Annotated in this window: 18 protein-coding genes and 1 riboswitch; of the genes, 8 read left to right on the forward strand and 10 right to left on the reverse strand. The window is 43.2% G+C overall.

All coding sequences use genetic code 11. The annotated features are described in order from the left end of the window. Positions 1-15 precede the first annotated feature (15 nt). Both H513_RS0108295 and H513_RS0108300 read right to left on the reverse strand, forming a co-directional pair. The gene (locus H513_RS0108295) at positions 16-840 is read right to left on the reverse strand and encodes a cobalamin-binding protein (protein WP_026800327.1); all 825 of its coding nucleotides are present in this window, start codon (positions 838-840) and stop codon (positions 16-18) included. A gap of 303 nt (positions 841-1,143) precedes the next feature. Further along, positions 1,144-2,496 (reverse strand): Na+/H+ antiporter NhaC family protein, encoded by a 1,353-nt coding sequence (locus tag H513_RS0108300; RefSeq protein WP_026800328.1) that lies wholly within the window; start codon positions 2,494-2,496, stop codon positions 1,144-1,146. A 184-nt stretch (positions 2,497-2,680) separates the two neighbouring features. Here H513_RS0108300 and H513_RS0108305 point away from each other — a divergent pair, with 184 nt between their 5' ends. The 3 genes from H513_RS0108305 to H513_RS0108315 are packed head-to-tail and all read left to right on the forward strand — an operon-like array spanning position 2,681 to position 5,551. Further along, entirely contained in the window at positions 2,681-3,406 is a 726-nt protein-coding gene (locus H513_RS0108305) for an ABC transporter ATP-binding protein (protein WP_026800329.1), read from the forward strand. Further along, on the forward strand, positions 3,399-5,039 hold the full coding sequence (locus H513_RS0108310; RefSeq protein WP_026800330.1) for a putative ABC transporter permease subunit: 1,641 nt from the start codon (positions 3,399-3,401) through the stop codon (positions 5,037-5,039). Before H513_RS0108305 ends, H513_RS0108310 begins: the two co-directional genes overlap by 8 nt. An 11-nt stretch (positions 5,040-5,050) precedes the next feature. After that, positions 5,051-5,551, forward strand: coding sequence for a GNAT family N-acetyltransferase (locus H513_RS0108315; RefSeq protein ID WP_026800331.1), 501 nt, complete (start codon positions 5,051-5,053; stop codon positions 5,549-5,551). Between the two features lie 75 nt (positions 5,552-5,626). Here H513_RS0108315 and H513_RS0108320 read toward each other — a convergent pair whose 3' ends face one another. Further along, positions 5,627-6,043 carry a universal stress protein gene (locus tag H513_RS0108320; RefSeq protein WP_026800332.1) on the reverse strand — a complete coding sequence of 139 codons (417 nt, stop codon included), beginning with the start codon at positions 6,041-6,043 and terminating at the stop codon, positions 5,627-5,629. Between the two features lie 298 nt (positions 6,044-6,341). Between H513_RS0108320 and H513_RS0108325 the strand changes: the two genes are divergently transcribed. Beyond that, positions 6,342-7,817: a SulP family inorganic anion transporter gene (locus H513_RS0108325; RefSeq protein ID WP_026800333.1), complete on the forward strand. Its 1,476-nt coding sequence runs from the start codon at positions 6,342-6,344 to the stop codon at positions 7,815-7,817. 84 nt (positions 7,818-7,901) lie between these two features. Here H513_RS0108325 and H513_RS21560 read toward each other — a convergent pair whose 3' ends face one another. From H513_RS21560 to H513_RS0108340, 3 genes are all read right to left on the reverse strand, one after another. Then, the gene (locus tag H513_RS21560) at positions 7,902-8,042 is read right to left on the reverse strand and encodes a hypothetical protein (protein WP_154655210.1); all 141 of its coding nucleotides are present in this window, start codon (positions 8,040-8,042) and stop codon (positions 7,902-7,904) included. A 79-nt stretch (positions 8,043-8,121) separates the two neighbouring features. Beyond that, on the reverse strand, positions 8,122-8,649 hold the full coding sequence (locus H513_RS0108335; protein ID WP_026800334.1) for a GNAT family N-acetyltransferase: 528 nt from the start codon (positions 8,647-8,649) through the stop codon (positions 8,122-8,124). A gap of 12 nt (positions 8,650-8,661) precedes the next feature. Further along, positions 8,662-9,660 carry a hypothetical protein gene (locus tag H513_RS0108340; protein WP_156111436.1) on the reverse strand — a complete coding sequence of 333 codons (999 nt, stop codon included), beginning with the start codon at positions 9,658-9,660 and terminating at the stop codon, positions 8,662-8,664. 224 nt (positions 9,661-9,884) lie between these two features. On the opposite strand from H513_RS0108340, the gene H513_RS19845 reads away from it, so the two are divergent. Then, positions 9,885-10,529: a YczE/YyaS/YitT family protein gene (locus H513_RS19845; protein ID WP_051239802.1), complete on the forward strand. Its 645-nt coding sequence runs from the start codon at positions 9,885-9,887 to the stop codon at positions 10,527-10,529. Here the strand turns inward: H513_RS19845 and H513_RS0108350 are convergent. After that, the gene (locus H513_RS0108350) at positions 10,518-11,075 is read right to left on the reverse strand and encodes a metal-dependent hydrolase (RefSeq protein WP_026800336.1); all 558 of its coding nucleotides are present in this window, start codon (positions 11,073-11,075) and stop codon (positions 10,518-10,520) included. The genes H513_RS19845 and H513_RS0108350 overlap by 12 nt on opposite strands. Positions 11,076-11,162: 87 nt before the next feature. Between H513_RS0108350 and H513_RS0108355 the strand changes: the two genes are divergently transcribed. Further along, entirely contained in the window at positions 11,163-12,065 is a 903-nt protein-coding gene (locus H513_RS0108355; RefSeq protein WP_026800337.1) for an aldo/keto reductase, read from the forward strand. 245 nt (positions 12,066-12,310) lie between these two features. Next, entirely contained in the window at positions 12,311-13,597 is a 1,287-nt protein-coding gene (locus H513_RS0108360; protein ID WP_026800338.1) for a GntP family permease, read from the forward strand. Between the two features lie 33 nt (positions 13,598-13,630). On the opposite strand, the gene H513_RS0108365 is transcribed toward H513_RS0108360, so the two are convergent. The 3 genes from H513_RS0108365 to H513_RS0108375 all read right to left on the reverse strand — a co-directional run bounded on the left by H513_RS0108365 (position 13,631) and on the right by H513_RS0108375 (position 17,980). Further along, complete coding sequence (locus H513_RS0108365) at positions 13,631-14,431, reverse strand: metallophosphoesterase (RefSeq protein WP_036769488.1); 801 nt, start codon at positions 14,429-14,431, stop codon at positions 13,631-13,633. A gap of 233 nt (positions 14,432-14,664) precedes the next feature. Next, the gene (locus tag H513_RS0108370; protein ID WP_026800340.1) at positions 14,665-15,711 is read right to left on the reverse strand and encodes a ribonucleotide-diphosphate reductase subunit beta; all 1,047 of its coding nucleotides are present in this window, start codon (positions 15,709-15,711) and stop codon (positions 14,665-14,667) included. A gap of 13 nt (positions 15,712-15,724) precedes the next feature. Continuing rightward, on the reverse strand, positions 15,725-17,980 hold the full coding sequence (locus tag H513_RS0108375) for a ribonucleoside-diphosphate reductase subunit alpha (protein ID WP_407946602.1): 2,256 nt from the start codon (positions 17,978-17,980) through the stop codon (positions 15,725-15,727). A gap of 518 nt (positions 17,981-18,498) precedes the next feature. After that, a riboswitch (cobalamin riboswitch) is annotated at positions 18,499-18,681 on the reverse strand. A gap of 284 nt (positions 18,682-18,965) precedes the next feature. On the opposite strand from H513_RS0108375, the gene H513_RS0108380 reads away from it, so the two are divergent. Continuing rightward, on the forward strand, positions 18,966-19,517 hold the full coding sequence (locus H513_RS0108380) for a GNAT family N-acetyltransferase (protein ID WP_026800342.1): 552 nt from the start codon (positions 18,966-18,968) through the stop codon (positions 19,515-19,517). The last annotated feature ends 5 nt before the right edge of the window (positions 19,518-19,522 follow it).

Here is a 19,522-nt window from a genome sequence, read left to right on the forward strand (position 1 = left end):
CCTGCTTTTCACTAATTATTTTTCTAAATTTTCACACTTTAATAACGGATCTTCGAATGGTTCAGGAAATACGGTTGGATGAAGCAAGTATGCCAACTTCTGCAGTCCATAGAATAATCTTGGCGATGGACGACAGTAAAGTGACTCTGGTAAAGGGTAAATGTGATCGTCTCGAATAGCAGGTACGTTGTCCCAACCAGGACGCTTACGAATAAGAGAGGGCTTCATCTTCTTCTCGTTGACACCCACCCAAACCATGCATACGACATCAGGATTTCGTCTCCTCACGTCATCCCAGTCCGTTTGGACGCTAGCTTGTTCAGCGTCTTCATAGAGATTACGCCCACCTGCTAGGAGACTCAATTCAGTCAGCCAATTTGGGCCTCCCGGGGTGAAGACGGGCTTTGGCCACCATTCCCAATAAAGAGTTTTCAAGTGTTCGAGAGTAGAAGCTTGCTCTCTATATGTAGACTGAATCGCTTCACACTTAGTCGTCACCTCAGCCGCTCTTTCCTCTCTCCCAATCATCACACCAAGATGATGAACATCCTCCAAGATCTCTTTAAGGGAATTCGGATTGAGGATCACATATGGAAGCTTTCGTCGCTCTAACTCCTCAATGTTCCGCTCCATTCCAGGTACACTTAACGAAGCGACGACAAGATCCGGTTCAAGTTGCTCTACTGCATCCATATCAATAGAGAGATCAGGACCTACCTTTGGTAAAGCTTGTACAGATTGAGGCCAGTCCGAGAAATCGTCCACCGCGACAACATCTTCCATGGCACCTAAGTAGGCAAGAATTTCTGTATTACTTGGGCAAATTGAAACGATTCGCATCATACGACCTCCTCGTGTTATGAAACTCGAATATAGCCTATTGTTACGTTCTACGCTTACATAAAAATAACCATAGTTGGCTTCAGTCTTTATAAATTCAAGGAAGACATATAGAGAAGATTAACGCAGGCTGGATTATTCTTCCTTTACACCATACTAACATACGGTAAACTTGTTCATTTCTCGGTATAGATTGTTTATGGGCATCCTAGTGAAGAACTCGATAAAAGAAGCGTAGTGAAGTTCATATAAAGAAAGGACAAAATCTTGAAATTTTGTCCTTCTGTCTTCCATCCTATTTGATTACATCCCAGATACGTGCTGTTCGCCTACCTCATAAGCCCGCTTGGCTTGTCTTCTTTCAGTCCACCATGAAGCGAGAATCGTCATAAACGGTGTGATGAGCAAGAAGAAGGCGAAGGGAACAAAGTCAAGTACTGGGACACCGACAAGAGCAGCACACAGTAGCGCAAGCATGCTCCAAGGGACCATACCTGTGAAGACGACGGTTGTGTCTGCAATAATTCGGCCTAACTGTCCTTTCGAGAAGTTCGCTTCCCAGTGAGGCTTTAACGCACGCCCTGTTAGAATGACCGGAAACGATTGGTTCGGTGAGATGAAAGCAATCCCAAACGCAACCCCTACCGTTTGCCACGTATTCTTCGTAAGGGAATCAGAATTTGTAAAGACCTTATCAATATAAGGCTGTAGCATCTCGGTATCTTCTATAATTTGTGAGAATACCCCCACAACAAGTATAAAGACAATGAATGGTAACATAGAGAAGATTCCTGTGTGGCTATCAAACCCTGTAAAGATGAGCGTTGACCATTCTATGACCGACTCGCCGCGTATCATCAGGACAACTAATGCAGTGCCGATACTCAGCATAAATGCATGCTTTGTCTTCCCAATCCATAGAATAGCGACCATCAACACAAATGGTGGGAGCAAAGAAATCACGAGTTGAGGGGTCGATAGTCCGTCCAAATTTTCACTTGAGAAAGCACCCGCTTCTACATCGAGAACAACGAGATCCATGACGAAGTAAGCAAGAACCGTCACTAGAACACTTCCGATTAACGTTGGCAGAATACGTAAGAGCTGCCTCCTTACATTAAGGTCAAGCGAATGAATAATGAGCTGAAAGGATGTGGATAAAGGTGAGGTTCGATCTCCTACAAACGCCCCTGAAACTAAGGCTCCTGCCACGTATCCTAATGATACATCGATTGTTCCTGCTGCCGCCATGACCGGTACCCCAACCACGCTTAAACTTCCAACAGCTGAACCGATCACTAACGACATCAGCATGGTAACTAGAAACGTCATCATGAGAAAGTGGTCTGCAGAGATAAAGGAAAGAAAGACCGTATTCATATCCTCCACCGTCCCAGCAAGCTTCCAAGTTGGAAGCACCATGCCAACGAACATCAGAAGCCACGCAACTTCCTTATTTCGTTTTATCCCTGTCGTAATGGCATCTCTCAAATGCGCATGGGTATACCCTTTCTTATAGAAGAAATAAAGGAGTATAGCGAAACCAGGAACAATGGCAAGCGTCATGGAAAAGTTGTGAACAACGGCTACCATTAATACACCGATTGTAATCGTTAATATTAGTACAATTTCTCGTAGTAGAAAGGATTGCTTCATAAGTTGTCGCCCCCTGGTTGTTTAGAGGACATTATACGTAAGGGAATCCTCCCTTACAATACACACGGAAATATTCAAAATACATCAATAATTCCCTTTACCCATTAGTAAATAAATGGTAGGTTACAAGCATGCTACAATAGAACCACTTAGCTATTCTCTTATTGAATCAAGGAGTGACCAAATGATCGAGTTAACAGGCGTTTCTAAAACTTATGACGGCCAAAAACAGGCCGTAACAAATTTATCTTTAACCATCCCAAGCGGTAAAATCTTTGGTTTCCTCGGTCCAAATGGGGCCGGTAAATCTACAACCATTAAGATGATGACTGGAATCCTTCCGTTGGACGAAGGTCAAATCACAATGAACGGCTTCGATATCACAACCGATGCCCTAGAGGCGAAACGTTCATTTGGATATGTGTCCGATTCACCCGACCAGTTTCTTCGATTAAAGGGGGTTGAATACTTAAACTTTATTGGAGACTTATATGATGTAGATACAAAGACAAGGAAAGAACGGATTGAGCATTTCACGAAGGAGTTTGGAATCTTTGAAGTCCTGAATGACACCATTCAATCCTACTCACACGGAATGCGTCAAAAAATTATCGTCACAGGTGTGCTTCTCCACGACCCTGATGTATGGATTCTAGACGAACCACTCACAGGACTCGATCCCAAGAGCGCGTTCACATTAAAGGAAATGATGAAAGAACATGCAGAGAAAGGAAAGACAGTCTTCTTCTCAACACACGTTCTAGAAGTAGTCGAACAATTATGCGATGAGGTTGCCATCATTTCAAACGGAGAGATTCTGTTTAATGGAGACATGAAGGAGATGAAGAAGCAATTTAAAGAGGACCAGACACTTGAACATATCTTCCTGGAGCTTACCAACCATGAATAAGGCATTCCTTCTGTTCAGACTAATGGTAAAGCTTCACTTCTCTATGCGTGACAAAGATAGCAAATACAAAGTCGGTGTAGCAATTGCCATTATGGCAGCTCTCCCGCTTGGTGCCGTGCTTCTATATTTATTGGGAACGATTGTATCCAATGCTTACGCGTTGCTTGAGCCATTAGGACAGGATTCACTCATTATAGCTGTGGCTCTGTTCGGAGCAGCATTTGCGGTACTATTCTTCACCATTTTCTCAATCCTGTCTTCTTTCTACTTCTCAGAGGATATTGAATCGTATCTGCCCATGCCGTTTCAGCCGTACCAAATCATCATTGGGAAGTCGTTATCTCCTCTTCTTAAAGGATATTTGTACTCTACGCTTCTGCTCGGCCCGGTGTTTTTCTTTTACGGTAGTCAAGCTGGAGGGGGACTCTTGTATGTACTCACGAGTGTACTGGTGCTAGCAACATTCCCAATCATCCCATTCATCCTTATTGCTTTACTTATGATGGTGGTCATGCGTTATGCGAATATTGCCAAGAACAAAGACCGAACGAAAACCATTGCGGGTTTTATAGGCATCTTATTCGCGATTGGAATTAACATTCTCGTTCGCTTGAACCAATCTTCTGAAGAGGTGGGGCAAGATTTAGCACAGTGGCTGTCTGGACAAAACGATTTACTCTGGAACATAACGAAGGTTCTTCCCAATACATATGTGGCTACACAAATGCTGACAGCAGACAACCTTGGTTGGAGCATTGTTTCTACACTAGCGTTTCTTCTGATTACAGCAGTAGCTGTTGCTCTCTATATCTCAGTTGGACAGCGTCTATACTTTAAAGGAGTCAGAGGCATTCAGTCTGGGTCTAAAGGTAAACAAATGAAAGAGTTGACCAGTGACCATATGAAAGGCAGCACACCGTTCTGGAGCTTGATAAGGAGAGATATTAAAACCATCTTTCGAACTCCTGCATTCTTCATTCAATGTGTTGTGAACAACATGACGCTCCCGCTTTTACTTGTAGTCATTCTATTTATGGATGGCAATCTGCAACTTATACGAACTAACCTTCAAACGATGGACCAAGGTCATGTTCTGTTGCTTGCTTTAGGGGCAACGATTGTCACAATTGGCTCAAATCCCACTGCGACTTCTTCCATTTCAAGGGAGGGAGCGAACTGGTTTGCCTTTTTATACATGCCCATTACGACTAAAACTGTTTTCTACAGCAAAGCGTTTGTTGCATTTCTAATTCAGTGGATTGGACTTGTATTTGTCGGGGGGATTATGATTTGGTTCTTGCAAGGGTTCTCAATCATCCTCCCTCTCTGGTTATTGTTGAGCGGAATCATAAACTGGATTAGTTCAATCTATGGATTGATATTAGACTCATCCCAACCGAACTTGCACTGGAACGATGAACAGCAAGTCTTTCGTTCTCTCATGCCATTCATGAGTCTCATTATGCAAGCATTAGCTGGTTCTGTACTTATTATTATCTTGTGGGTGCTCCCATTTGTTCAAGGGGTCTGGATCACCTTTGCTATTCTATTAAGTGTTCTCCTACTTACATTGTGGGGAATGAATGATTGGCTAAAGCGAAAGAGCCAAGCTTCGTTACACTCTATTAAATAGGAGGGATTCTGTTGAAATTGCGAACGTTAGTCGAAGAAGATGCAGCCACTTACTGGGCATTTCGACTTCATGCATTAGAGGAGAGCCCAACCGCCTTCTTAACGACCGTCGAAGAAAGAAGAGCAAAAGACGACGCACTGTCACAAACCAAACGTCAACTGGCAGACCATCGTAGTGAAACGATTGGAGCATTTAAAGAAGGAGAATTAGTCGGGGTAGTCACATTACTGTTAAGTGGAGCTTATCGTTCAAGACACAAAGGAACCATCGTCGCAATGTACGTTGCTCCAGCATCACGAAAGAACGGGGTTGGAAAGCAATTGATGGAAGCTATCCTCCACTCGGCCAAGCAGCGCGACCTAGAAATGCTGACACTAGAAGTGGCTACGCTAAATAAACGAGCTTCCTCCCTCTATCAGTCTTGTGGCTTTATGAGCTATGGCATTCTCCAACACTCCTTAAAAACAAATAAGGGCTACATCGACGAGACATCCATGGTGTGCTACCTATAGAATAATGCGCATGACTCCAGTCATGCGCATTATTCTTGATAATATTTAATAAGAAAAGCCATTAAACGAATGAGACTATTTAATAATCATGACAGGACAATCAACTTCACGGGTAACTTTATGACTCACACTTCCTAGCAGTACCTCTTGAAAGGCATTCAAGCCACGGCTCCCCATCACGACGATATCGTACTCATGCCTGTTGGCATAATCCGATATCTCTCGACTAGGGTCTCCTTTCACCATTTCTAGCGTGTAAGGTACACCTTTAAAGTTTAGCTGCTCTTCGATCGGACGAACCCTCTCATACCTTGTATGGTCGACTCCTATGCTCCCTTGTGAAATGACGTCATGTTTCGAGGAGTTTGCATCAATAACATATAAAACCGTGACAGATGCGTCTTGTTCGATGGATGCTAAGTGAGCTGCACGTTTGACCGTTTCTAGACCGTGTTCTGTACCGTCTGTTGCTAGTAGTATTTTATTAAACATAGAACCCCCCCTAAATTTCTTCCTATCCTTCCCCTTTCCTTTCGTTATCGTCGACTTAAACCCCTTTTTCATAGGTGTGACAGTTGTTTGAACATACGTCCCCTTAGAGGGACCGACAGCAAATTTTATGATTCATGGACCTTTATGCATGTGTTTGAAAGAATTACCGAGAAAAAATGTGAATTAATCGCTTACATGGGGTTATCTTTCTTTAGCAACCCGTGATATAATTTCTTTCGTTCTGTTCGGTTTCGCTTTTGGAGAACGAAAGCAAAAATTAAAAGAAAGAGGTGGATGTATGAATCTAGCACAAACAATCCGACAGCAGTGGCTAGGCAACGTGAAAAGTGATGTACTTGCAGGGATTGTCGTCGCATTAGCTCTAATCCCTGAGGCGATTGCTTTCTCACTTGTCGCTGGTGTCGATCCGATGGTTGGACTGTACGCTTCCTTCTGTATCGCTGTCATCATAGCCTTTGTCGGCGGACGACCAGGTATGATTTCAGCGGCTACAGGTGCCATGGCCTTGCTCATGGGTGGTCTTGTACGCGACTACGGAATTGAGTATTTGCTCGCTGCAACGGTTCTTACTGGTATTATTCAAATTATTTTTGGGTCACTTAAGATTGCGCGGTTAATGCGCTTTATTCCACGTTCTGTTATGACTGGGTTTGTGAATTCACTTGCAATCTTAATCTTCATGTCTCAATTGGAGCACTTTGCTGGAGAAGGTTGGGTCATGTACGCAATGGTTGCAGGTTCTCTTGCCATCATCTATCTATTCCCACGTCTCACAAGCTCCATTCCATCTCCACTTGTTGCAATCGTCGTGATTACCGTTATTGCAGTTATGACGAACGCGTCTACGAAGACCGTTGGAGATATGGGCGAATTGAGTCAGACGCTCCCAATCTTTGCGTTACCTGATATCCCGCTTAACTTCGAGACACTTCAGATTATCTTGCCTTATTCCATTGCCTTAGCAATTGTTGGGCTTGTTGAATCTTTACTAACGTCTCAAATTGTGGATGATATGACGGATACAGGAAGTAACAAGAACAAAGAGGCTCGTGGACAAGGGATTGCGAACTTTGTAACAGGTTTCTTTGGCGGAATGGCTGGCTGTGCGATGATTGGTCAATCTGTCATTAACGTGAAATCTGGAGGACGCGGTCGTCTATCTACGTTTGTTGCTGGTGCATTCCTAATGTTCCTCATTATTGTTCTTAACGGCCTATTGATTCAAATTCCAATGGCCGCACTCGTAGGTGTCATGATCATGGTTTCCATCGGTACATTCGATTGGTCATCCTTGACGAAGTTACATCGTATGCCACTGTCTGACGCTGCTGTCATGGTCATTACAGTAGGAGTTGTCGTGTACACGCATGACCTTTCAATTGGTGTTATCACTGGTGTAATTCTAAGTGCCCTATTCTTCGCAGCGAAGATCTCGAAGCTTAAAGTAGAAGAGAAATTTGATGCTAAGCTTGATACGATGACATTTGAGGTTCACGGAGAGCTATTCTTCGTATCATCGAATGACTTGCCTGATTACTTCAATTATAAAGTAGATGCGTCAACGGTTATCCTTGACTTTACAGATGCTCATGTTCACGATGATTCTGCAGTAGGAGCCATCGACAAAGTGGTCATGAAATTCAAGAACCAAGGAAAAGACGTTCAAGTCGTTGGACTGAATGACCGAAGCGCTCAACTCATTAATCAATTGGCTGTCTACGACAAGCCAGATGCAACAGCCGCTAGTCATTAATCCTCATAGAAAAGCCCCGCTTATCGTAAGCGGGGCTTTTTCAATCTTTGTAATTGGACGAGAAACGCACATACCTTCTACCGATTAAAACACTCCAAACACAATAAGCAAGATGGACGCCACAACGAGACTATAGTTCGCAATTGGATGAAACTCACTGTAGTTCTGCTCTGACCCTGTCATACGATCCAATACTTCTTGACGAATTTTTGTTTCGTAGACCATCTCATCACCACTTTGTAAGCGTTTTCAATTCATGATTCAAGTATATCACGCTTCCATCTGGTCTACAACAAATCACGCATCAATCTTTCTCATCTTGTTCAAGCCACTCAGACTTCAGAATTGACATTTCCACTAAGCTCCAATACTCACGCCCCATTTTCCGGTAGTCTCGAAGAACTCCATCCTCATGAAAGCCCACATTCGTGTAAGCACGCCGAGCAGCATTATTGAAATCAAAGACACCTAGCTCCACGCGATGAGCTTGTAACTCGTTAAACGAGAAGTCTGTCACTGCTCTCACAATTGCCTGTCCATATCCTTTCCCACGCTCAGCACTCTCCCCTACTAGCACGCGGCCAATGCGAACAGAATCGTGTTTCACGTTGTGTTTCAGTGAGACATGTCCAATAGAGAGACCCGATTGGACGCTTAAGACCGTGAAAATCCACCTGTCTTCTTTCCTCTCATTTACATACTCATCGAGTTGTTGTGAGGTCAACGGATATGTAAATGACGGGCCCGCCCATTGGCGCAATACATGCTCAGTTGGAACCCAATCCATAAGTTGAGTATAATCCTGTTTTGTAAATGGTCGTAGGGCAATCATAGGCATTCTCCCTCAAGAAGGTTGTTCAATCGTCGATTCTGCGGTGGTAAGCAGTTCCTCTGTTGCATGACGAAGGAGTGATACTTGCTCATAATCGAGCTCTTTGAATCCTAAGTCGTTTAAACGTTGTTTCATCTTAGCCGGGAGATGAGAGAAGTACACTTCAAAGGGCTGGTCTTGACTTGTCTCCATCAGAATCAGAAAGACATTATGATAGGCAAGCCAACCGGCGTTCACCCATTGGCCACTCTCCTTCATGCGCTCCCACTTCTTTGTCAACACCTCATCTTGAAGAGTCGTTAGCTTCGTAAGATGACTAAACCCTTCCTCTCGAAGATGCTCTCGTAAGCGAAGCGCTGTATCCAAGATGGCTTCATAAGTCAGGTGATTGGCCATTGACAATGGAACAGGTGTATCTTGTAACCACCCCTTCTCACGTAGAAATGGAATTAAATGAACCATTGAAACGTGCTGGCAGGAAATAAATTGATACAATAAAGCAGCTTCTTTCCATGCTCCCAATAAAGCATGGGTTGCCACAAAGCTTGCCCCTTCTTTCTGTTGTTTCTCTGAGAACTTAAGTCGTGATTGGACAAGCCGCTTCACATCTTCAATGACGTCTGTCTTCCCTTGTGTAGATTGGAAATAAGAGCGTGCCCATTCTTGCAATTTCTTGAATTCTCCGTTGTTATCTTTAAGAATCATGGCCTCCGTTAAGTAATGAAAGTGCCACGGGTTGTATTTAATCAGTTCGCCCTTCGGGAATTCTAAAATAGATTTAACCTGCACATGGACATACTCTTCCTTATAGACAACGGTATACTCACCGAGCGTTGATTCTTTGCCTGTAAACGCAATTAAATTTAGATCACTGTACTCATCCGCCTCTTTCTGTGCAACAGAGCCAACGACGCAGATATACGTACAGTGAGTTAGATACTCTTCTGAATAAGCATTCGCAACCTTCCATAATTGGCGATTGTGTGGCTCCATACGATCTCCCTCTTCCATACATAATAGTGAAAACTCTTACCTCACTCTATTCCTTGTACAAAATGGATTGAAACTGGTTAATGGGAATTATTTTACACTTTTAGAAGGTACCTTGATTTTATTGTTACAATAACAACATTCAGGAGATAATAAAGCATGTAGAAGAAAAAGGGTTTATTTCTAGAATCTTTTTTCGTATGCTAGTGTTGGTACAGGATGACAAGCCTACAAGGAGGCTTCATATGCATAAAGAAACAGTTCTTCAGCTCATGCTCTACTTCATGGGCATCTTCGTCTCAAGCTTAGGGCTTGCGCTTCTTATTATTTCTGGTGTTGGAGTCGCTCCTGGTGATAGTGTTGCCGTAGGACTGGCCGAACGAACACCGATTAGCGTTGGGGTATTTCTCATTATCGGATTTGTCGCGCTTGTTATGATCAATGCTCTTATAGAGAAGAAACGTCCTCGTTTTGAATCCATCATCCCGAGTGTTATCCGCGGGTTAACTCTTAACTTTTGGTTGTACTTAATCTTTAACAATCAAGTATTGGACGTGCTATGGTTGCAATGGACCGTTTTCGCCATTGGGGTTGTGTGTATCGGACTTGGCATCGCGGTTTATCTTCATGCCCCTTTCCCACATATTCCTGTCGACCACTTTATGATGGTCGTAAACGAAAATACAAATCAATCAAAGCGCTTTGTACGAGTCCTATTTGAAGGTGTACTCGCTTTAATCGGATTTGTGCTTGGTGGCTTTGATGTCGTTGGTTGGGGAACGCTTATTACAGCGCTTATGCTCGGACCATTTATTCAATGGTTCTATGAGAAAACGTATTTCCTAGAAGACATTGCCCCACCTAAACATCGTAAAGAATTAATGGAGTGAGTTGCGTTTGCGACTCACTCTTTTATAGACCAAATACAGTGTTGTTCCTCCCATTGCTATTAAGTTCAACAATGTAAACCAATCTCCTCCATAGTTCGGGTCCCAATATGAAACAACACTTCTAAACACCCAATCACTTACAGGGTAGAAGAGTGGAATCGCATCGGTTACATGAGTGAAGAGATCGATAATAATATGACCAAGCCACCCGTATAGAAGTGCAGTCCACGCGGTCAACTTCCAACCTCTCCATAGAAGAACCCCAACAAAGATAACCCCCCATACAAATAAAGAGTGAAAGGTCTGCCGCAAGACTGTAACGATAGGCATAGCGAATAAAGCATGCGCTAACTCAAGCATCACTCGCCCAAATCCATTTGACTGTATGGCTTCTACTGAGAAGATGTCCGTCGAAACTAATAAGTATAAAAACACGACATAATAAATTACGTCTGGTACGAGACTGCCAATAATGAAATATTTAATCTTGCCTTTATGCTTTCGGGAAGCGACATAGGTCCAAAATGCATGGTCAGGTGTGTTCATTCTGTTCATCCTTTCAAGAGTTTGTAAAGGCTTGCATTGATAAATTGTGATATAGTGAAGACAACGTTTACAGGGGAGGATTCATTCATGGAAAAAATTCAACTAGCAAACGATTTGTCACTATCTCGCATTATTCACGGTCACTGGAGACTGAAAGATTGGAACATATCTAAAGAAGAGACGTTGGAACTCGTCGAATATTGTATTTCCCAGGGAATCACAACATTTGACCACGCTGATATCTATGGCAATTACGAGTGTGAGGCTCTATTTGGAGAAGCACTAAAGCTTAAGCCGGAATTACGTGAACAGATTGAACTTGTCACGAAGTGCGGTATTGTGCTCCCGTCGGAGAATCGACCTGATCATAAGACTCACCACTACAACACAAGTAAAGATCATATCATTCAGTCAGTAAATCAATCTTTACATAATCTCGCAACAGATTACATTGATTTGCTTCTAATCCATCGCCCAGACCCATTCATGGACCCTGCTGAGGTTGCAGAAGCGTTCAAGGAATTAAAGCAAGAAGGGAAAGTACGTCACTTCGGTGTCTCTAACTTTAAACAGTCCCAATACGACATGCTTCAAGCTCATCTAGAATTTGAGCTTGTCACGAATCAAATTGAACTTTCACCATACAACTTGGAGAATTTCCAAGACGGCACGCTAGACTTGTGCCAAGAGAAACGCATCGCTCCAATGGCATGGTCCCCTCTTGGAGGAGGAGATGTGTTCACAAGCCAAGACGACAAAGCAGTCCGTCTCCGTGAAACGCTTAAGAAAGTAGCAAACGAACTAGGCACAGACCATATAGATGAAGTCATGTATGCGTGGTTGCTCTCTCACCCTGCACAAATTATGCCAATTGTCGGTTCCGGCAAGAAAGAACGCATCGACCGTGCAATAAAGGCTCAATCTCACACATTGACACGGGACCAATGGTTTGAAATTTACACAAGTTCCATGGGATACGACATTCCATAACTCCATCAGTTAGAAGCTTGTCAGGCATTACGCCTGGCAAGCTTTTTTTCTATGCCTTCCTTTACCTCCACATTTTTACATACCATAAATTATTGTTAGTTAGCGAATACTGGCACTATAGCTAATATTATGAATCTTTACATTGTAAACGAATTTTTTTGACATTATGTAAAAAGTCCTTTATAACTAAAATCGTACTTATTGGACATAGTAAAACAGACAAATTAGAAATTAGGAGGTCCACTATGCTTAGTATTATTATTGGCCTAATTCTCCTGATGCTTCTAGCTTACTTAGGATGGTCCATTATCTGGATCGCTCCACTTGTTTCTGGGGTTGTAGCCCTATTAAGTGGAATGAACATCCTTGACTCTTATACTGGTACGTATATGGAAGGCTTCGTAGGGTTTGCGAAAGATTACTTCCCTATCTTCCTATTTGGTGCAGTATTCGGTAAGTTGATGGAAGACACAGGTGCTGCTCAATCAGTAGCTTATAAAATCACGAACTTGATTGGTAAGAAACGTGCAATCTTAGGAATGTTGCTTTCTACAGCCATTCTTACTTACGGCGGTGTAAGTCTATTCGTAGCCGTGTTCGCGGTGTATCCAATCGCTGTAGCGATGTTCCGTGAAGCAAACGTATCTCGTAAATTGCTTCCGACTACATTCGTTCTAGGTGCCTTCACCTTTACGATGACAGCTTTACCCGGTACTCCTCAAATCCAGAACATCATTCCAATTAACACGTTCCAGACTGGTCCGTTCGCAGCTCCAATTCTTGGTCTTGTAGCCGGAATTATTATGGCTGTCGGTGGTTATTTCTACTTAACGTTCCGTCAGAGTCGTCTTGATAAACAAGGCGATCAGTTCACTGAGCCAGAAGGCGACAACCAAGTTAAAGAAATTAATGAAGACGAACTGCCTAACTGGATTCTTTCTATTATCCCGTTGGTCGTTGTCGTTGTTACTCTGAACCTGTTCGATATGAGTATCTTAATTTCCTTGCTCATTGGTATTCTGTTAATCATGCTCTTTAACATTAGTGACTACAAGCAGTTCATCGGAGCGATTAACGGTGGTGCTTCTGGTTCTGTCATGGCAACCATTAACACGAGTGCTGCAGTTGGTTTCGGTTCTGTTGTTACGGCATCACCTGGCTTTACAAGTGTGAAGGAAATGATCTTCAATATCCCACTTAGCCCTTACTTCTCAGAGGCATTTGCCGTATCTCTACTTGCCATGATTACAGGTTCTGCATCTGGTGGTATGGGAATTGCACTTGAAGCACTAGGTCAGCAGTATTACAACATTGCCATTGAACAAGGATTAAGCCTTGAAGCGTTCCACCGTATTACTGCGGTTGCTTCTGGTGCATCCATTCTTCCACACAACGGTGCATTGCTAACGCTATTCACCGTTATGGGCTTGACACACAAAGACTCTTATAAAGACGTGTTTGTGGTCGGATTATTGATTCCGATAGTTGCAACGATTGCGATTATCCTTCTTGCAATGCTTGGCATTAACTAATAAATAAAAGCAGGTGGCTCTCCACCTGCTTTTTTATGTTCGCTTTCCATTTAGGTTGTGAATCGTCATCTCACTTCGAACGAAGAACCGGATGTTTAACGCAGATTGACCAATCCCTTTAGAGATATAGAAGGTTCCTTTGCTGTGAGGATGCTGGCCTTGATACACGCCTTGCTTAGCTAGTTGTCCCATGTCTTTCAACTTAAATAAGAATGGCACATTGACTTGCTTCCCATGTAAATGGCCTGAGACCAAGAAGTGAAACGGCTGGTCCACGACAGTCACTACATCGGGGTCATGAGTAAGGACAAGTACATCCTTGTCTTCTTCATTCGAGAAGTTAAAACTGGCTGGTACATTGTGATAGCGTAGCGCATAATCATCAATCCCTACGATTACCACATCTTCCTTCTCTACATATTCATTCTTTAATACAGTAACCCCATACTTCTTTAATAAATCTGTCACTGCCTCTTCTTGATTCGTGTGTCGATCATGATTGCCAAGTACAGCGTACGTCTCGACTCCTACTCGTTCAATCATCTTTAAGAATGATTCTAGCTTTGGAAGCTCGCTTGGATGTTTATCAATGTAATCTCCCGTTAAGAAGATATAATCAGGAGACGCATCCTTTATCGTCCGCTCAATCGTCGACATTGGAACACGTAAATGACGGATATGCAAATCGCTAATTTGCACAATGGTCTTCTTCGCTTTCGTATCCCACTCTACTCGTTCAACCTTTAACCAACTAGTCGGTAAAATAAATAAAAGCTCCCATCCAATTCCAATAAGAAGTAGGAACCCTACTCCATAGAGCCAATATTCCTCCATAATCCTTACCTCCAATTCGTTACGTTCATGATTCTTAGTTTACAGAAGCGTATGCGGTTCGGTCATCATTTTTTCGTCATTCCCTCCTAATTTGTATCCATAACTACAAACTAGCTCTGATGGCAGCACAAGATGGTAACTTCTTCTGAGAAAACATGGGCTTGTTCCGAACTATCCGATTTTCTTCCACAGAAAAAGCGAACCCCTCACTAGGGATTCGCTCCTATCCATGTCTACAAATCATCAAAGCCATTGTCCGCATAGTCTACTTTCGTGTACTGACGGGACTTCTGTTCGAAGAAATCAGATTTCCCACTATCCACATCTTGGTAAGCCTTAATCCATTTCAACGGATTTCGATGGTGACGCTCGAATGGACGCTCTGCTCCAAGTTCAACGCAGCGCTTATTTGCCATAAACTTAATATAGGAATCAAGTTCTTCCATCGTAATGCCTTCAAAGTCGTCTCCGATAATGTAGGACGCCCATTTGATCTCAAGCTCAGCAGCACGCTTGAATGTATCCGTAACAAACTGAAGATTTTCTTCTGTGTTGAGCTCAGGGTTCTCTTCTAGCGTCTCCTTAAAGATATTGGCGAAGAGACGAACGTGTAACTGTTCATCCCTATTAATGTAATTAATCATTGTACTCGTAGAAACCATCTTCTGATTTCTGGCAAGGTTGTAGAAGAAGGCAAACCCCGCGTAGAAGAACAGCCCTTCTAAAATGACATCGTATACGATTGATTCGATAAACGTTTGTGGATTTGGATCCTCCGTAAAGTTGAGGTATCCTTCAGCGATAAACTGATTTCGTTCTAGTAAGACTTCATCGTGCTTCCAATACTCAAAGATCCGGTCTTGCTCCGCCTTCTCGACGAGTGAGGATAAGACGTAAGAATACGATTGGTTGTGGATAACCTCTTGAAAGGATAATACTTGCATAAGAGCAGCCAAACTTGAGTCGGTTAAGTAATCCGAAATCTTGCCGCTGTAATCGGTTTGGACCGAATCAAGAAACGCTAGCAGGCCGATTACTTTCTTAAACGTATCTTGTTCTTTCTCACTTAAGCTCCCCCATTGGCGCATATCATTTGCCATATTAATCTCTGAGGGAATCCAGAAGTTCTGAAGCATATTCTTATACATTGGATAAGCCCATGGAAAGCGAACATCATCCCAGTTCAAGATATTCGAGCTCTCGCCGTTAATAATCCCAGTCGACTTATTTGGAGCAGCCGTGTCGTATAGGTTACGTTCGTTTAAATGTGTTTCAGCCATCCTTCTTCCTCCTTTAAGATGAGCAACTTTCGCACTCTTCAAGGTCTTGAGTTGATGTAGAGCGCGTGTAGTAGGTCGTTTTTAGCTTCTCTTTCCATGCAACGATATGAAGTTCAAGCAAGTCTTTCGCTTTAATGTTGTTCCGTACATAGAGGTTAAATGACACGGACTGATCCATATGACGTTGTCTTGCAGCATTTTGGCGAATGCTCCATTTCTGGTCGATGTCATAGGCGGATTTATAGTACCAGTAGTTCGCCCGATTCAAGTCAGGTGCAGTAACCGGAATTTTATAATTCTTCTTCTCCTCTGAGTAGAACTTCTGGAAGATTGGGTCGATGCTTGCCGTGCTTCCAGCAATAATCGATGTGGACGAGTTTGGAGCTACCGCCATCATGTAGCCATTACGGACGCCATACTCTTGTACCTCTTCTTTCAGGTCTTCCCAGTCACATGCATCTGTTGATTTATATCCACGCTTGTCGAAATAGGCACCAGTCTCCCACTCGGATCCTTCAAATACTGGATAGCTGCCCTTCTCTTTCGCTAGTTCTTTACTTGCCTCAATGGATAAATACGCAATACGTTCGTACAGCTTGTCTGAGTAGTCGACCGCTTCTTCTGACTCCCACCGAATGCCTTCGTTAGCAAGTAAGTGGTGCCATCCGAATGTACCAAGGCCAACTCCGCGGTATTTATGGTTGGTTAACTGTGCTTGCAACACCGTAATGGTATTTAAATCAATCACATTATCGAGCATACGCATTTGAATCGGAATTAAACGCTCTAGTGCTCCGGCCGGTACAGCTCGACCAAGATTAATGCTCGATAGATTACACACAACAAAGTCACCCGGCTCTTTCACCGTAATAATTTTGCCTTCTTCTGTGTAATGCTCGCTCACCGTCGTAGCACTCTGATTCTGCGTAATTTCCGTACACAGGTTGGAGCAATAGACCATGCCCTTGTGGCTATTTGGGTTCTTCCGATTCACTTCATCTCTGTAGAACATGTAAGGGGTCCCAGTTTCAAGTTGACTAATCATCATGCGCTTCATAATATCTATGGCAGGAACAGTCTTTCGGGATAAGGCTTCGTTGGCCACGCACAGAGCATACTTCTCTCGGAAACTGCCTTCCCCATCTTTCTCATCATAGTAATCCTCTAGACTAAATCCCATCACACTCCGAACCTCATGGGGGTCAAATAGATGCCAGTCGTCACGATCTTGAACGGCTTCCATAAATAAGTCTGGTATACATACCCCCGTGAACAAATCGTGTGTACGAAGGCGTTCATCCCCATTGTTCAGCTTTGCATCAAGAAAACGGAAGATGTCTGGATGCCATACGTCCAAATACACGGCAATGGCACCTTGGCGTTGTCCGAGTTGATCGACGCTTACCGCCGTATTGTTCAGCTGCTTCATCCACGGGATTACACCAGAGCTCACGCCTTTGTAGCCACGAATGTCACTTCCTTGTGAGCGAATCTTCCCAAGATAAGCCCCAATTCCCCCACCTGCTTTAGACAAGTTTGCAATATCTGTGTTGCTGTCGAAGATTCCTTGCAGGCTATCATCCACAGTATCAATAAAGCAGCTCGACAGTTGCCCATAATCCTTGCCGGCGTTGGCGAGCGTAGGGGTGGCGACTGTCATATACAATTGGCTAATTGCCCAATACGCTTCTTTCACGTAGAACGCTCGTTTCTCCTTCGGTTCTTGAGCCATTAACGTCATCGCAATAACGAGGAATCGTTCTTGAGGCAGTTCATAGAGCAACCGTTCATGGTCACGAGCTAAATAACGGTCTGCTAACGTTCGAAGCCCAATGTATGTAAATTTCAAATCGCGAGCGGGCTCAATCACTTCTGATAGCGAACGAATCTCTTCTTCGTCGTAGTGGTTAAGCAACAAGGAGCTGTAAACACCTTTCTCGCGAAGGGTAACAAGAAGCTCGTAAAAGTCTGGGTACGTCGTTCCTTCTAATGCTCCTCTCCGCTCTCTTACTTGCTCATAGAGAGACTTTAAGTAAACCCTTTCCGCCACATACGTCCAATCTGGTGCTGTCTCGTCCATTTCGTCCAAGGCTTTTAACACCATTTCGTGATAGAGCTGGCTCCGTTCTGTTTCTCCTTTTTTAGAGAAGATGCTTTCCATCTGGTCTTGATAGGCGTTCAGGTCAAGATGTGGAAACTCATGCTTTAGTCCTTTCACATACGTTAATAGGTCATCATTCGTGGAATACCTTTCATTCGTCATGATCATGCTCATGCCAATTCCTCCCTTTACAATTCAATTTAACTAATATAACTCAATAGATTTACCAGTACTTCTGATAGCTAAAGGTACGCACTCAAGGAAGAGTTTAGGGGTCAGAGGAAAAGATTCGCTTTCCTGTTGCCCCACACGATGTGGGGCAGTTCGGTGTTGTCCCAGGATGGGACGGGTTTAACAGAACACCCATCAAAAAGCCTCCTCTTTCGCTTTCGCTCTCTCCGGGGTCTCAAAAGTACGTACTTCCACGGGGCCCTGCAGGATGCGGGGTCGTTCGTTGTTGGCACAGGACGTGCCGTACTTAAACGAACATCTTTGAGGCACTTTTTCCCTTCCCCCATATCACGTGAGTAGTTGCATACCTTAAACGTAATACTTACCATTTCATAAAAGAGTCATTTAAATTAAAAAAGCCGCTTCCTACAGGAGAGCGGGTTGTAAACGATAGGAAAAGACACAGGTATCCCGTGTAATCTCACATCGTTTCCCCTTCTCACTCCCCGAAGAAGTTGAAACTGCGGTCGTAGGCAGGTCTCCTGACTTATGCATCGTTCTACTATGAGTGTCTTCCCATGCCTTTGCACAGTGATCGTCTCAGTTCGTCCACATTTACAGTTGCGGGGACAGTTCTGGTCTTTCACCAGATTCCCTATTAAACCGTTATTCACAGTACCTACTTACCGCTACATACTATATATATACTTTTAACATCCAAAATAAACTATATATTGTGTTTGAATCTGTTATCTATCGTACCGAACATTTCCCGAAACTTCAAGACTATATTTTTCCATTTTAATTCAAGAATCGAATCAACCCTCTTCACCAATAGGGTCTTCCCACAAAAAATTTTTTCTTTTATACTAACTTTATCTGATATTGTCAGAAAAATAAAAACAGGAGTGGTGCTTTATGACAAATTTCGCCAAACATCTACAAATCCCTTTAAATTTCACTACAAGAAAGGATGCATTACATGTTAAAAGGAAATTTAGTCGAACTCCGTCCTGTGAAGGAAGAAGATCTTGAACGAGTGAACAAATGGAACAACGATGAAGAACTCACGAGACTTGCATCAGGTAGCAACCTTCCCTATCAATTGAACAACCCTCATGAATCACTAAAGGCACATTATACAAAGAATTTAACCTCCCATAACTTGTTGAAAGATGGGATCGTATTCTCCATCTATGCAACCGCGACCAGCGAACAAATTGGAAAGTGCGACTACCGGGAGTTTAATCCGATTACACGATGTGCCACCGTGGGAATTGTTATAGGGGAAAAGGAATATTGGGGGCGAGGCTATGGGAAAGAAACAATTCATTTGCTCTGTCGCCATTTGTTCTACGATTTGAACGTAAACCGTATTCAACTCGATACGTGGAGTGGAAATGAACGTGCGGTTGCTCTCTATAAGGCCTGTGGCTTTCGGTTGGAGGGAAGACTTCGTCGGAATGAGTATGTAAACGGGGAGTATCACGATACGCTCATACTAGGGCTTCTTCAGGAAGAATTTACACATTAAACCTG

This window comes from Pontibacillus halophilus JSM 076056 = DSM 19796, from assembly GCF_000425205.1.
Classification (GTDB): Bacteria; Bacillota; Bacilli; order Bacillales; family BH030062; genus Pontibacillus_A; species Pontibacillus_A halophilus.